Origin of the sequence: Rheinheimera baltica DSM 14885 (assembly GCF_000425345.1) — a bacterium.
Classification (GTDB): Bacteria; Pseudomonadota; Gammaproteobacteria; order Enterobacterales; family Alteromonadaceae; genus Alishewanella; species Alishewanella baltica.
On the sequence record NZ_AUDG01000079.1, the window covers coordinates 1 to 14,903 of the forward strand.

Sequence of the window (14,903 nt, forward strand, 5' to 3'; positions counted from 1 at the left end):
TTGCGTTTGCGCAAGGTGGCAACGCCGTTGGAAGCCAGGCAAGACTGGATAATATCGGGTTCCAGAACATCGGACAGCGATGCAAATTCGGTAAGGCGGTTGATTGACGTGCGTGCTAATGCTTCTGACAGTTCCATAAAAAAATCCGATGGCTTAATGGCTCATCGGATTCTTACATCTACACAGGATCGGTCAACTGATCAGGAAAATATTTCTTAACTGATCGGCATTACAGCTTAAGGCTGCTTTTTTATTGTCTGAATCAGTTTAGTGCCATAAACGCCAGGCCGAGCTGATACACTTCTTCACTTTCCTGACTACAGCGTATCACTTTGGCACTAGCATCCAGCGGAGGAATACTGGCATTGGCTGAATCAAGTCGTACCCGAAGCAAGGTGCCCATTTCTAATGGTTCATCTACATCCACAGACATGCCTGACGCACTCAAGTCACGGCATATTCCATCAACGGTACGCCCCGTTTCAGGATCATTAATCAACAATTGCACTTCGGCATTAACCATCATCCTGAAATAATGCCGGTTATCTCCTTTTGTCAGCATAACGTCTCCCCTTGCTACATCAGCGTTAAGTTATAGAACTTTACATTAGTACTTTAAAACGCAAATAGATATCGCTCCACACTAGAACAAAGTTCACCGATACTCAACCTTTAATCTCGTTTACCGCATTTAGAATGCGTTTTACTGAAATAGGGTACGGCGTTCCCAACTGCTGTGCATGCAGCGACACCTTCAACTCCTCTAGCATCCAATAAATGGCCTTTACCTGTTCAGGAAGCACTGTTGCGCCAGCAAACTTACCCAACAAGTTATGGTAAGCGTCGGACGCTTTTTGATATTCGTGCATCAATAACCGGTCACGCTGAGGGTCAACGGGTAATTTCTCTAGTCGCTTATACATGGCTTGCAGATATCGCAATACATCATCGAGGCGGTTTGCCCCATGTGTGCTGACAAACCCTTTAAAAATAAGCTCACTAAGTTGTTGCTTTATATCGCCCTGTGATTGGATATGCGCAAGATCTACTTTGCCCTTCAAACGTTTTTGAATGTCATGGCACAAGGTTAAAATCTGTTCTACCTTTAACGCCGTCGTAACCACGACATCGCCAAGCTCAGCACGAACCGTTTCACGCAGCGCAGCAAACTCAATACTATTTTGTGGCATCGCCGTTTTAGCAACCAACGCATCAACACCTGCTGCAATGCAATCATCTATAAGCTCTAGCACACGGCCAAATGGATTAAAGTACAGCCCCAGTTTGGCTTTATTCGGTAAGGACTCTTGCAGGTATTTCACTGGAGATGGAATATTCAACAATAGTAAGCGACGCATGCCCAACTTACTGCTATCAAGTGCTTGTTGCGGATTGTCTAACAACTTTATTGCTACAGAATCGCGTTCATCCACCAAGGCAGGAAAAGCTTTTATTTCATAACCTGCCTGCATTTTAACGTACTCTCGCGGTAACTGACCGAAACTCCATTCAGTAAGTTTATCCTGCTCTATGCCCTGCTCTGCAACCTGGCTTAAACTTTGTTGAACTTCCCCTTGTAAGCCTTGTTTTAACACACTAAGTGAACGACTTTGCTGTATGGTTTTACCACTATCATCAACCACTTTAAAATTCATTTTTAAGTGCGTTGCAATACTGGTTAAATCCCAGGCATCCTCAGGAATTACAATGCCTGACATTCGCTTAAGCCGATTTGCGAGGGCGTCTAACAGCTTGCCATCCTCTGGGGATATACTCTGCATTAGTGCATCGGCATAATTGGGTGCAGGCACAAAGTTACGGCGGTATTGCTTTGGTAACGACTTGATAAGTGCAACCAATAACTCATGCCGCAGTGCAGGTATTAACCAGTCAAATCCGTAGTCTTCAATTTGGTTTAGCAAAGCCAATGGCACGACAACACTGACACCATCATCCACTTCGCCAGGGGCAAAATGGTACTCAAGTGGTAAGGTTAAATTACCCTGGCGCCAGGTTTCCGGAAATTTGTCAGCCGTAATATCACTGGCATCACGATTTAACAGGCTGTTGGGATCGAAATTAAGATATTGCGCATCTTCAGCACGTTTTTTCTTCCACCATTTCGCAAAGTCGATGCGGTTATTAGCCCATTGCGGTACACGTTCAGCATAGAATGCAGCTAAACTGGCTTCATCAACCAGAATGTCACGCCGACGAGATTTGTCTTCCAGCGCAGTAACATTATCGATTAATTGCTGATTGTGTTGTAAAAAAGTCTCGTTGCTACCCAGTTCCTGATTCACAAGCGCGTCACGAATAAACAGATTATGACTCACAGCAGGATCTAGCTTGCTAAATAACACGGCGCGTTTGGGCACGATAACCAAACCGTATAAACTGACTTGCTCGTAAGCAATAACAGCCCCCCGTTTTTTCTCCCAATGTGGCTCACTATAATTTCGGTTTACTAAATGCTGAGCTAGTGGCTCTATCCATTCTGGCTCTATTTTAGCCAACGTTCGGGCATATAGTTTGCTGGTTTCTACCCACTCTGCAGCGGCAACCCACTTAGGTTTGCGTTTAAATAAATGGCTGCCAGGAAACACAAAAAACCGTGTCTGGCGAGGGCCAAGGTAATCAGATTCTGTGTCTTTAAAGCCAATTTGGCCAAGCAAACCGCTTAAAATAGCTTGATGCACCGGCATATAACTGGCGGGCTGAGTGTTTAACTTGTAGCCCTGTTCCTGCATGAGTTGGGTTAATTGGCCAGTTAGATCCTGCCACTCTCGCACCCGCAAATAATTTAAAAACTCTTGCCGGCAAAGACGTCTAAATTGATTATTACTCAGGGCCTCTTGCTGTTCCTGCAAGTAGTACCAAAGCTTTAACCAGCTGGCGAAATCGGAATCAGGATCAGCAAAACGTGCATGACTTAGATCGGCTTTTTGCTGCTTATCTAATGGTCGCTCCCGGGGATCTTGAATAGACAGTGCCGCACCTAATACCAGTAACTCATTCAGGGCGCCGTTATCGGCACCCGCAAGCACCATACGGGCTAATCGCGGATCTATTGGTAACCGTGCAAGCTTTTTACCAAGTTCTGTTAGCCTTAAGCCTTTATTACTGCCTTGTAACTCTATAGCGCCAAGTTCTTCCAGTAATTTAATACCATCATTAATAAAACGACTATCTGGCTTTTGTAAAAAAGGAAAAGCGGCTATATCGCCAAGCCCCAGCGCCAGCATTTGCATAATAACGGAGGCAAGATTAGTGCGCAGTATCTCCGGATCGGTAAACTCGGCACGGCCGTTAAAGTCTTCCTCGCTGTATAAGCGAATACAGATCCCCGCGGCTACGCGTCCACATCGCCCCTTGCGCTGATTCGCACTGGCCTGGCTTATCGCTTCAATTGGCAACTGTTGTACCTTTGAACGATAACTATAACGCGATAAACGTGCCGTCCCGGGGTCTATTACGTAACGAATGCCGGGCACGGTTAATGAGGTTTCGGCTACATTTGTGGCTAATACAATGCGTCTACCACTATGACTTTGAAATATTCGATTTTGCTCCGCTGCGCTCAATCTGGCGTACAGTGGCAATACTTCTGTGTGCGGTAACTTTAATTTATCCAGAGCATCGGCGGTATCACGAATTTCGCGCTCACCGTTAAGAAAAATTAAGATGTCGCCCCGCGGCTCGCGGTAAAGCTCGTCTACCGCATCAAAAATACCCTGTAGTTGGTCTGCATCTTTGTCGTCTTGCTCACTGACTGGCCGGTAACGGGTCTCTACCGGGAAAGTACGGCCTGACACTTCAATAACAGGTGCATTGAAAAAATGTTTGGAGAAGCGCTGCGGGTCAATAGTTGCTGAGGTAATGATCAGCTTTAAATCTGGCCGTTTTGGCAGCAATTGCTTTAAATAGCCTAACAGAAAGTCAATATTCAGACTTCGCTCGTGCGCTTCATCAATAATTAGCGTGTCGTATTGGTTTAAAAACCGGTCTTGCTGAATTTCTGCCAGCAAGATGCCGTCGGTCATCAACTTTACAAAGGTGTTGTCGCTGGTGTGATCGCCAAAGCGGATTTTATAGCCCACCTGGTTACCCACCTGACATTTTAACTCTTCAGCTATACGATCACAGACGCTGCGCGCTGCCAGTCGACGTGGTTGGGTGTGACCTATCATGCCAGCCACGCCACGACCAAGTTCCAGGCAAATTTTCGGAATTTGCGTGGTTTTACCCGAACCGGTTTCACCCGCGATGATCACCACCTGATTAGCAGCAATAGCGGCTTTAATATCGTCCTTTTTCTCAGAAACCGGCAGCTGAGGTGGGTATGTTACAGTGGGCAAAGCTTTAGCACGAGCGGACCGCAATGCTTCTGATCGCGCAGTGTCAGCTGCAATACGTTGCAATTGCAACGTCTTTTTTTCTTCAGACAGCGTCTTACAGTTTTGCAAACGCCGGCGCAGACGAAACTGGTCTTTTAACAGACAAAGGGAAAGACGAGAGTACAGATCAGATATAGAGATAACAGCTTCAGACAAAACAACGCCCTCATTAACAGAGGGCGACATGCTACCAAGAGCAGCAGGTAAAAATCCAGCGCTAACGCTATCCTACCTTACCATAATGCGAATGTAGCTCTTTATCGATGGCTGCCAACACATCAGACCGTGTAATAATACCAAGTAGATAACCATCATCATCAACTACCGGATATAATTTAGGCTTAGCTTTAAGCATTATTTGCGCCAAATCGATAATCCCATCGTAATCTTTAACGGTTAGCACTGCAGTATTCATCACGTCGGCTACCTTTGCCGATTGCTGATCGTGATACGTTGACATCAGCATCCGTTGCAAGCAATCTTGTTCAGAAATAAAGCCAATGATTTTCTTATGGTTATCGACAACAGGCCCACCGGTTTGACGGCCTTTAATCAGACGATCAACGGCCATTTCTACCGGCATATCTGCGGTAAACGTAACCGGATAACGGTGCATATAATCTGCCACTTTGAGTAAATCCATGCTTCCCCCTGCACAATTATTCCGAGCATCAGGCTCTGATTAAGGTTAGCCGAATTTACTGAGTTTGCTGGTTAAATTACTCCTTAGCGGCAAAAATTTCACTATGCATTTCACCGCCTTCAGTTTTCATTGCCCGGTACATACCTTGGGTATTAAACGCCCAGCTGAGCTCACCTTTTTTATCTACAACAATGACACCGCCATCACCACCAACACTTTTTAATTCTGCCAGTACTTCTTGCGCCGCTTTTGCCGCAGACTTGTTCTGATATTTCGCTCTGGCGCATATCTCACTGGCCACTTGATAGCGAATGAAAAACTCACCGTGACCGGTTGCTGATACGGCACAGCTATGATTATCAGCAAAATTACCGGCACCAATTACCGGTGCATCGCCAATACGGCCATATCGTTTTGCCGTCATACCACCGGTGGATGTTGCAGCAGCAAGGTTGCCATTGCGGTCAATCGCTACTGCCCCTACGGTACCCATTTTCCAGGCTGGGTCAAAAGTGGCATTCGCCTGATGAGGCAATGATACTAACGCTTGCTTCGCACGTTTAAGTGATTCATAGCGAAATTCAGTATCAAAATAGCTATTTTCAACTAACTCAAGTTTTTGCTCTTGTGCAAATTGCTCAGCTCCCATACCAGACAGCATAACGTGCACTGACTTTTCCATCACTGCTCGGGCTAACAATATGGGGTTTTTTACATTAGTTACACCTGCAACAGCCCCTGCACTTCGATCCAGGCCATACATAATGGATGCATCCAATTCGTGCTTTTCATCAAACGTGTATACCGCGCCTTTTCCAGCGTTAAATAATGGCGAGTCTTCAAGTATCGTCACAGCTGCGGTTACCGCATCCAAACTCGATCCACCGCGAGCTAACACGTCATAGCCCTGATTAACGGCATGCCCCAACATAGCGTGATAAGCTTGCTCTTGTTCAGCCGTCATCATGTCGCGACTAATGGTGCCCGCACCACCATGTATAACAATACCAATGGGAGTTTTTGCATTTGCAACAAGAGAAAATGTAACGAGTAGAGCCAAAAGTAATAACGTTTTCATAGTGGATTCCTGTGCCTGTGTACGGTTATTTTTACTTTATCCATCACTAAATAACAACCAGTCATCCTTTAGTCGCACTGATACTTGCGAAAAACGTCTAAACTCTTTTGATGGTACTGCAATCTGCAAGTATGTTTTAGGAATAAGAATATGGCTATGTATAAAGTGACCATAATTATGTTGTTCCTTGGCTGTTTTGGCTGCCAAAGTACACGGTTGCCACATCTGCAATCGTCAACGTCTGATTTATGGCTATCTGAAGAGCATTTTAGTGGCGACGTTTTCGCAATAACGTCACCAGATGACATCTTTGCCCTATCTGAACAGACTAAACAGCAGCTTCGATATATTACGGGAAGCAAAAGTCTAATGCCTGAACGTACTAAGGCGGTTATGCACTATATTTTAAAGCTTGCCGACAGTGAACTAGTTTATCAACACTCAGCAACTACTACAGCACAACAAACAATGCAAAACGGCAACGCAAATTGTTTGAGTCTAGCTATTCTCACATACAGTATTGCGTGGGAACTCGGCCTACAGGCTGTGTTTCAGGATGTAAATATTCCGGAGTATTGGACGAGTCAGAATGACACAACGTGGCTAAATGGTCATGTTAACCTTCGAATTAAGCAAAGCTTGATTGCGGATACAGCGTCGTCAGCAATCTCCTTTGGCTCGGATATCATTGTAGATTTTGACCCTTATGTGTTGAAAAAACAGTTCCCGAGCAAAACTGTCAGCAAGCAGCGTATTATTGCCATGTTTTACAATAACAAAGCCGCCGAGGCTTTTGCGGATAATAATATTGCCCAAGCCTATCGCTACTATCAGGCGTCAGCCGACGCCGATGCAGAATTTGCGGTAACTTGGTCAAATTTGGCAGTTTTGTATCGACAAACAGGACATTATGCCAAGGCAGAGCTTGCCTATAACTATAGTTTGCAGCTTGATCCTGAGTCTCTCAATACCCTTGCTAATTTAGCTTTTCTCTATCAACACATCGGTGACACTAAAAAAGCGAAATTGCTACAGCATCAAGTCGCAATGAAAAGACAAAATAACCCTTATTACTATGTAATGTTGGGAAATGAAACGCTACAAGCCAAATTATACGACAACGCAAAAACGTACTACCGGCATGCCATCAAGCTCAACAATAAAACACATGAAGCGTATTTTGGTCTGGCTGTTGTGTATCTTGAGCTTAATCAAAAAGAAGAAGCAGCTTATTATTTAGGGCGGGCAAAACGAAATACGTTATCTGAAAACGAACAAAAACGTTATCAGTCTAAACTGGATGTCTTGAACCAAGTCGCCAGACATTATTAGTGGTTAGGTAACGACGCCCCGTTGTTCTGATATTCCTAAACTAAGCACCAAAGGTTCTGGACTTTGTTGAACAGCCACGAAATCTTGTTTTGTTTTCAACCCCTGCCAATTAATCTGAATAAGACTTTGCGCCACCGCCCCCCCCAAACTGCCACCAGGACCCAGCAAAATAATATGCTCAGGTGCAAATTCCTTAACCGCCACTTGCAGTGCTTTACTGAAGTCATAGGTCTGGCACACTTGCTGCTTTAACGTATAGCGCTGCAGCAAAGTTAAATCGCTGCCATAAGGTGTCCAGACGTGACCACAACCATCGATCAAGGGTACTTGAGGTTGGTTAAATCGTGCGGCGGGCCACAGTGACAAAGCTCTATCTGACGCCATTTGCATTAACTCGGTATGAAAAGCGGCATGTCCTTGCAGCAAAAGCGGAAAACGCTCATCACAAGGCGGCAATGCCAACATGGCATCTTTTACCGCACGTTCGCTACCCGCGATAACGGCATAGCCACCGTAGACAATTGACATAAACAACTCACCATTATGTTTACGCAATTGCTGCTGAACCAAAGCTGCTCGCTCAGCATCTGGCAGCCAATGATCATTAATCACCGGATAAATAAACTGCGCGCCTGCTTCACCTGCCGTTAGCTGTGCCATATCGGAAACTAACTGCATACCACTTTGTGGCGTTATTACCCCTGCGCAGCTAAGTGCGGTATACCAACCCATTGAGTTCCCGGTTACCGCAACCACATCAAAACGTTCTTGGTTAATACTTTGAAAGTCGGCAAAACCAGCTGCAAAAATTAACCCCGCAGCATTTTCTGCTTTTAAATGCGAGGTTCGGCTGAATATGGCTTGGCTATCTAAATAAGATATTGTTGCTAAACCTGAAGCTTCTCTAACCGCATCAAATTGCGCTATCAACGCTTTGTCGTTACAGTTTGTAGCAATGTAACCCAGCTCAGCCTTATTATATGTTCCGCGCCCCGGACAGACCACCAATGCTGTTTTCTTCATAACATCACCTGCTCAGACTGAATCGAAAGCATTGCAAGTGCCTTTTGAACAATTTGCAGTTTAGACGGCAACACCGCATAGGCAGCTGCGCCTAAAGGAATAAAACTATCCTCTGCACATAAACGCTGTACCATAAAATGTCCTGGCTTAGCTTCATGCAAAGCCGTAAACAATTCTTCGCTAAGTGAACCACGACGACGGCACTCATCGACAATAAGTACGTTTTTGCAACCGCGTAAGGCATTCACAATCTTATCAATATGCAGCGGCACCAAGGTCCTTAAATCCAGCACTCGAAGACGATAGCCTGTAAGCGTTAACTCCTGCTCAGCCTGACGACTTAAAAAATAGCCGTTGCCATAGCTAATAATGGCCAGATCGTCACCATCACCGTAAACTGCAGGTTCACCAAAATCTGGTAAAGGTGTATCAGGAGATGGATAATCGCACAACCACATGCCATCACCAGCAGTGACTAAATCACGGGTCATATACAGTGCAATCGGTTCAAGAAAAATAACCAGCCGCTTTTGCTGATGTGCAAGTTGCACGGCTTGACGTAACAATAACGCGGCATCATACCCGTTAGATGGACACAGTAAAATTAGACCAGGAATATCACGAAACACAGCAAAAGAGTTATCATTGTGAAAATGCCCACCAAAGCCACGCTGATAAGCTAATCCTGCAATACGGATCACCATCGCATTATGATATTGACCGTTAGAGAAAAACGGTAAGGTTGCCGCTTCGCCACGAATTTGATCTTCCGCATTATGGACATAAGCCAGAAACTGAATTTCCGGTATCGAAACAAAACCCTGCTGCGAAAGACCAATCGCCATGCCAAGAATACTTTGTTCATCAAGCAAGGTGTTGATCACACGGTTGCTACCAAAAGCATGGACTAAGTGCTGCGTCACACCGTAAACACCGCCTTTCTTACCGACATCTTCGCCGAAAACCACGGTATTGCAATATTGCGACAAGACATCATGCAGCGCCCAGTTTAACAATTTCGCCAGGTGTTGTTTTTTACCCATGTTGTGCTGATCAAAAGCAAATAATTGCTTGCGCGATTCGACATCGGGTAGTTCAGGCAATGGTTGCATTGGTCGCTGCGGTGCTATTGATGCCATGACTTGAGCCGCAGTATTAAGCTTAGGCTGGTTACTGGCAACCTCTGAAACACGGGCAATTTGGGCTACAACAGCATTAAGCTGTGCTAACAACTGTTCGGCAGTTACATCCCCAGTCGCTAATAATGCGGCGGTGCTGCTAAGTAACGGGTCAAGCTCTAACTCAGCCTCAATTTGTGCTTTAGTGCGATAAGCAGCTTCTGCATCAGCACCGGCATGGCCGAATAGTCGTACCGTTGATAAATGCAGTACAGCCGGTTTACGCTTACTGCGAACGTAATCAGCGGCACGGCGCGCAACATGATAACTTTGCGCCAAATCTCGGCAATCAGCGGCAAAGTACTTTAAAGCAGGCCTGTCTGCCAGGTCTTGCTCTATCCAACCGCTTGGCGTAGGAGTAGAAATACCAAGCCCATTGTCTTCGCAAACAAACAGTATTGGCACCGGTACCTGTTGATAGGCAGCCCAGCAAACTGAATTAATTGCACCCTGCGCCGTAGAGTGGTTGGCAGAGGCATCACCAAAGCTACACATCACTATGGCATCATGTGGCCATTGGCCGTTTAGCCCTAAACGCTTACTTAAATCTATCGCAAACGCTGCGCCAACGGCTTTGGGTAGCTGCGAGGCAATAGTACTTGTTTGCGGTGGAATATTTAACGCGAGACTGCCCAGCACCTTATGACGACCGCCGGAAATTGGGTCATCGCTGCTGGCACAGAATGACAGCATCATGTCATACAATGGCGTACTGCCCGGCAATTGTTTACTGCGTTCGATAAAGAAAGCGCCACTACGATAGTGTAAAAAAGCAGGGTCAGTAACACGCAATGCCGCGGCTACAGCGGCATTGCCTTCGTGGCCAGCACTACCAATGGTATAGAAACTCTGACCTTTAGCTTGTAATAAACGCGATTGCAAATCGAGTAACCTGCTACAGAGTTGGCTATGCCACAGCTGATGCAAAGTAGCAAAGTCGATATTATGGCTGCTGCTGTGCGACGGCAACTTTCCACTTTTCAAGCGTTCACGGTATTCAATTACCCAGGGATGCACGATGTCTGACATTAGGCTTACTCCGTTGAAAAAAAACTCGCTTAAACGCCGCTAAAAGCCTGCAAACCAGTTTGTGCCCGACCTAATATTAGTGCATGCACATCGTGAGTACCTTCGTAAGTGTTTACCGCCTCAAGGTTCATTACATGACGAATGACATGGTATTCATCAGCAATACCGTTGCCACCGTGCATATCACGTGCTACCCGGGCAATATCTAATGCCTTGCCACATGAGTTTCGTTTTATTAAAGAAATGGTTTCAGGGGCCAACACGTTTTGGTCCATCAGCCTGCCAGCTTGTAAACACGCCAATAAGCCGATGCTAATTTCGGTTTGCATATCAGCCAGTTTTTTCTGAATGAGTTGGTTGGCAGCCAAAGGGCGGCCGAACTGATGCCTATCTAGCGTATATTGCCGAGCGGCATGCCAACAAAACTCAGCCGCGCCTAGTGCGCCCCACGCGATGCCATATCGGGCTTTGTTTAAACAACCAAAGGGGCCTTTTAAGCCACTTACGTTAGGCAGCAGCGCAACATCGGAGACCTCAACGTTATCCATGACTATTTCACCGGTAACAGAGGCTCGCAGAGAAAATTTGCCTTCAATTTTGGGTGCCGATAACCCTTTCATACCCTTTTCTAGCACAAAACCGCGAATATCACCGTCTAATTTAGCCCACACCACAAACACATCGGCAATCGGTGAATTAGTGATCCACATCTTACTGCCATTTAGCACATAACCGCCGTCGACCTTTTTCGCCGTTGTGCGCATGCCCGCAGGATCAGAGCCTGCATCCGGTTCAGTTAAACCGAAACAGCCTACCCACTCACCACTGGCTAATTTCGGCAAATACTTCATGCGCTGCGCCTCAGTGCCATATTCATATATGGGATGCATAACTAATGAAGATTGCACGCTCATTGCACTGCGATAACCACTGTCTACCCGCTCAACTTCTCGCGCAACCAAGCCATAGCATACGTAGTTCACATCAGAGCAACCGTACTTTTCAGGCAAAGTTGCGCCCAGCAATCCCAACTCACCAAGTTCAGTCATAATTTCGCGGTGAAAATGCTCTTCACGGTTTGCCATAAGTACACGTGGCATCAATTTATCCTGACAATACTGATGAGCACTGTCGCGTATCATCCGCTCTTCTTCTGTAAGCATGCTGCTGAAAGCAAACGGGTCCTGCCAATCAAAATGTGCACGTGTCATAGCTAATTCCTCAATAAAACCAGCGAAATATAATTATTATGGCCAGATTAGCCTGCTTTAATGTAGAGTTAAAATATAATAATTCTGTATCAGGTATAGCTTTAACCTATGGACATTCGCCAGTTAACATACTTTGTTGCCGTGTATGAACATGGCAGCATTAGTTCAGCTGCCAGACAGTGTTGCGTAGCGCAACCGTCTCTGTCTTCTGCACTACGACAGTTAGAACAAGAGCTTGGGGTCACGCTATTTATCCGACTACCAAAAGGTGTTACGCCCACTGAGGATGGTGAAAAGTTATACGGCCACGCTGGCCGTATACTGAATCAGTTACAATCATTAAAAGCATCATTCAACGAACCTGTCGCCAGAATACGATTCCGCCTGGGCTTGATAAAAGCACTAGGTGTAGAACGCATGAGTCATTTATTAAGAGAATTCAGCACCAGTGTACCTGGGCTGGAGCTGCATTTGGTTGAGCCGGATGAGATATGTGAGGCGCGAATTATTACAAGACAGTTATTAAAAGCAGGGGAGGCTTTTCAGCCTATCTGGCAGGACAACTACTTGCTTGCCCTGCCCCCGGGTTCTGCGTTGATATTGCAGGACAATATCGCTTTAACTGATTTTGAAAATTTGCCGCTTATACAACGCTCGCCATGTGATGCCTGGAACACGTTATACCCTGAGCTAGTACGGCGCGGCATCAAACCTGATTTGCGCGCAAACATACAAACCATTGAATATGCTTTAGGACTTGTATCAGCTGGCGTTGGTTGTGCAGTGGTACCCGATTTTGACAACATGAGACAGCGAAATGACATTCTGATTAGACCCATTAATGAACTAAAACTAGAGCGTACTATTGGACTCGCTTACCCGAAAAATACCCATTCAGAACCACTGACAATGCTGAGGCAGTACTGCCAATATGCCAGTAGCAGGCAACACTAGTTTGGTAAAATTCATGTATCAGTATCACGCTAAATGCTAGACTTAGAATATATTTTCAATTAATTAAGACCGGATAAGCTATTGTGACAACAACACAAAGCAGTTTTTATTTCCACGACTATGAAACGTGGGGCGCAGATCCCAAACGAGATCGTCCAGCCCAGTTTGCTGGAGTTCGTACCGATTTAGAGTTTAATATCATCGGCGAGCCTGACGTCTGGTACTGCCAGCTTGCTAACGACTACTTACCGCATCCTCAAGCAGCGCTAATAACTGGCTTAACCCCACAGCTGTGTAATAAAAAAGGCATGAACGAAAGTGAGTTTATGCAACGCATTTTATCGCGATTTAGCGAACCCAATAGCTGTGTATTAGGTTACAACAACCTGCGCTTTGATGATGAGGTTACTCGCCACAGCTTATTTAGAAACTTCTATGAGCCCTACTCGAGAGAATGGCAACATGGAAACAGTCGTTGGGACATTATCGACATGGTCCGTGCCTGCTATGCGTTACGGCCAGACGGTATTACTTGGCCTTTACGTGAAGATGGCAGCCCCAGTTTTAAATTGGAAGAGTTGACGCGCGCCAATGACATATCGCATGAAAATGCTCACGATGCGCTTTCTGATGTCTACGCGACTATCGCAATGGCAAAGTTAATCAAAGAAAAGCAGCCAAAACTATTTCATTATTTATATGAAATGCGTAAAAAAGCAAAAGCAGCTGAATTAATTGATGTTGCAGGCATGACACCACTGGTGCATGTGTCGTCTAAATTTCCAGCTACGCAGGGCTGCGTTAGCTGGATAGTGCCGCTGGCATTTCACCCTACCAATAAAAATTCGATAATTTGCTATAACTTACAAGCTGATCCGACGCCACTGCTGCAAAACGATATCGGCACGTTACAGCAAAAGCTGTACACCAAAACCGCCGATTTAGCCGATGGAGAACAGCGCTTGGGTTTAAAGCTGATCCATTTAAATAAATGCCCGGTTCTGGCACCGGCAAAAACATTGAGCGAAGAGCGGGCGGCAGAATTTGGTATAGACCGTACACAATGCCTTAAGCACCTTGAGTTTTTGCGGCATCACCGTGATACGCAAGCTAAAGCCATAGAGCTTTATCAGCAGTTGAATGAATTTCCGGCCGAGACAAACCCGGATTATCAGCTGTATAATGGCTTTATCAATGACGGTGATAAACAAAGAATGCAACAACTGCATCTGCTCACGCCGGAGCTGCTGGCCGTAAATGCCCCGGTATTTAGTGACGAGCGCTTAAACAGCCTGCTGTTTTTGTACCGTGCCCGTAACTACCCGCACAGCCTCAACGACAACGAGCAGCAAAAGTGGCAACGCTACCGCACTGATAAGCTGATGCATGGACTGGATAAACCCAACCTAACGATGGAAGAATTTAGTCTTGCGCTGGAAAACTTAGCGCACGATCATGCAAACGACGAGCAAAAGATGAATATTCTAAAATCACTGTATCTTTATGTTCAAAGTCTATAATAAGTTTGACTATAGCGGGATTTGATATTGAAGCCTTATACACGGCAACTTGCATCGTAATTAATAACTTAACATTAAAGAATAAGCCCGCTATGCGGGCTTTTTTGTATTCAAGGACTCATCCTAAGGTGCTTTATAAAGGTTTTTAAGCGATATAAGAACCCCGTTGAACATATAATCACCAAATTGTAGGCATAAAAAAACCCCGCTCGATGAGCGGGGCTTCGTATTGGGAGCCTGGCGGTGAACTACTCTCGCATAGCGAATGCTACACTACCATCGTCGCAGCTGCGTTTCACTTCTGAGTTCGGAATGGGATCAGGTGGTTCCACAGCGCTATTGCCACCAGGCAAAAACTGTTTATGCTCTTTAACTTAGCAGGCTGATGAGTATTTACACACTGTACTTTCTTAGCGCTTTATCACGCAAAACATCTTGGGCGTTGTATGGTTAAGCCTCTCGGGCAATTAGTATGAGTTAGCTTAACACATCACTGCGCTTCCACACCTCACCTATCAACGTTGTGGTCTCCAACGAC

At 45.6% G+C, this 14,903-nt stretch carries 10 protein-coding genes, 2 rRNA genes and 1 pseudogene; 3 read left to right on the forward strand and 10 right to left on the reverse strand.

The annotated features are described in order from the left end of the window. The 5 genes and pseudogenes from H595_RS24185 to H595_RS0118150 form a co-directional block, all read right to left on the reverse strand. Positions 1-137: pseudogene (locus H595_RS24185) on the reverse strand (IS4 family transposase); the annotation flags it as partial. A gap of 125 nt (positions 138-262) precedes the next feature. Then, on the reverse strand, positions 263-562 hold the full coding sequence (locus tag H595_RS0118135) for a PilZ domain-containing protein (RefSeq protein WP_027672458.1): 300 nt from the start codon (positions 560-562) through the stop codon (positions 263-265). A gap of 103 nt (positions 563-665) precedes the next feature. Further along, a complete protein-coding gene (gene hrpA / locus H595_RS0118140; RefSeq protein ID WP_051219979.1) occupies positions 666-4,583 on the reverse strand; it encodes an ATP-dependent RNA helicase HrpA in 3,918 nt (1,305 codons plus the stop codon). Positions 4,584-4,620: 37 nt separating this feature from the next. Then, a complete protein-coding gene (locus tag H595_RS0118145; RefSeq protein ID WP_027672460.1) occupies positions 4,621-5,040 on the reverse strand; it encodes a CBS domain-containing protein in 420 nt (139 codons plus the stop codon). 76 nt (positions 5,041-5,116) lie between these two features. Further along, positions 5,117-6,118: an isoaspartyl peptidase/L-asparaginase family protein gene (locus H595_RS0118150; RefSeq protein WP_027672461.1), complete on the reverse strand. Its 1,002-nt coding sequence runs from the start codon at positions 6,116-6,118 to the stop codon at positions 5,117-5,119. A 150-nt stretch (positions 6,119-6,268) separates the two neighbouring features. On the opposite strand from H595_RS0118150, the gene H595_RS0118155 reads away from it, so the two are divergent. Continuing rightward, a complete protein-coding gene (locus H595_RS0118155; protein WP_027672462.1) occupies positions 6,269-7,450 on the forward strand; it encodes a tetratricopeptide repeat protein in 1,182 nt (393 codons plus the stop codon). A gap of 3 nt (positions 7,451-7,453) precedes the next feature. Here H595_RS0118155 and H595_RS0118160 read toward each other — a convergent pair whose 3' ends face one another. The 3 genes from H595_RS0118160 to H595_RS0118170 are packed head-to-tail and all read right to left on the reverse strand — an operon-like array spanning position 7,454 to position 11,891. Then, entirely contained in the window at positions 7,454-8,473 is a 1,020-nt protein-coding gene (locus tag H595_RS0118160) for a malonyl CoA-ACP transacylase (RefSeq protein ID WP_027672463.1), read from the reverse strand. Further along, entirely contained in the window at positions 8,470-10,680 is a 2,211-nt protein-coding gene (locus H595_RS0118165) for a dehydrogenase E1 component subunit alpha/beta (protein ID WP_027672464.1), read from the reverse strand. The genes H595_RS0118160 and H595_RS0118165 overlap by 4 nt, the downstream gene beginning before the upstream one ends. 29 nt (positions 10,681-10,709) lie before the next feature. After that, complete coding sequence (locus H595_RS0118170; protein ID WP_027672465.1) at positions 10,710-11,891, reverse strand: acyl-CoA dehydrogenase; 1,182 nt, start codon at positions 11,889-11,891, stop codon at positions 10,710-10,712. Between the two features lie 108 nt (positions 11,892-11,999). Here H595_RS0118170 and H595_RS0118175 point away from each other — a divergent pair, with 108 nt between their 5' ends. After that, positions 12,000-12,845: a LysR family transcriptional regulator gene (locus H595_RS0118175; RefSeq protein WP_027672466.1), complete on the forward strand. Its 846-nt coding sequence runs from the start codon at positions 12,000-12,002 to the stop codon at positions 12,843-12,845. 83 nt (positions 12,846-12,928) lie between these two features. Then, complete coding sequence (gene sbcB, locus H595_RS0118180) at positions 12,929-14,365, forward strand: exodeoxyribonuclease I (RefSeq protein WP_037055286.1); 1,437 nt, start codon at positions 12,929-12,931, stop codon at positions 14,363-14,365. Positions 14,366-14,600: 235 nt separating this feature from the next. Here the strand turns inward: sbcB and rrf are convergent. Both rrf and H595_RS0118190 read right to left on the reverse strand, forming a co-directional pair. After that, a 5S ribosomal RNA gene (gene rrf, locus H595_RS0118185) occupies positions 14,601-14,715 on the reverse strand. Between the two features lie 96 nt (positions 14,716-14,811). Continuing rightward, positions 14,812-14,903, reverse strand: a 23S ribosomal RNA gene (locus tag H595_RS0118190); the annotation flags it as partial.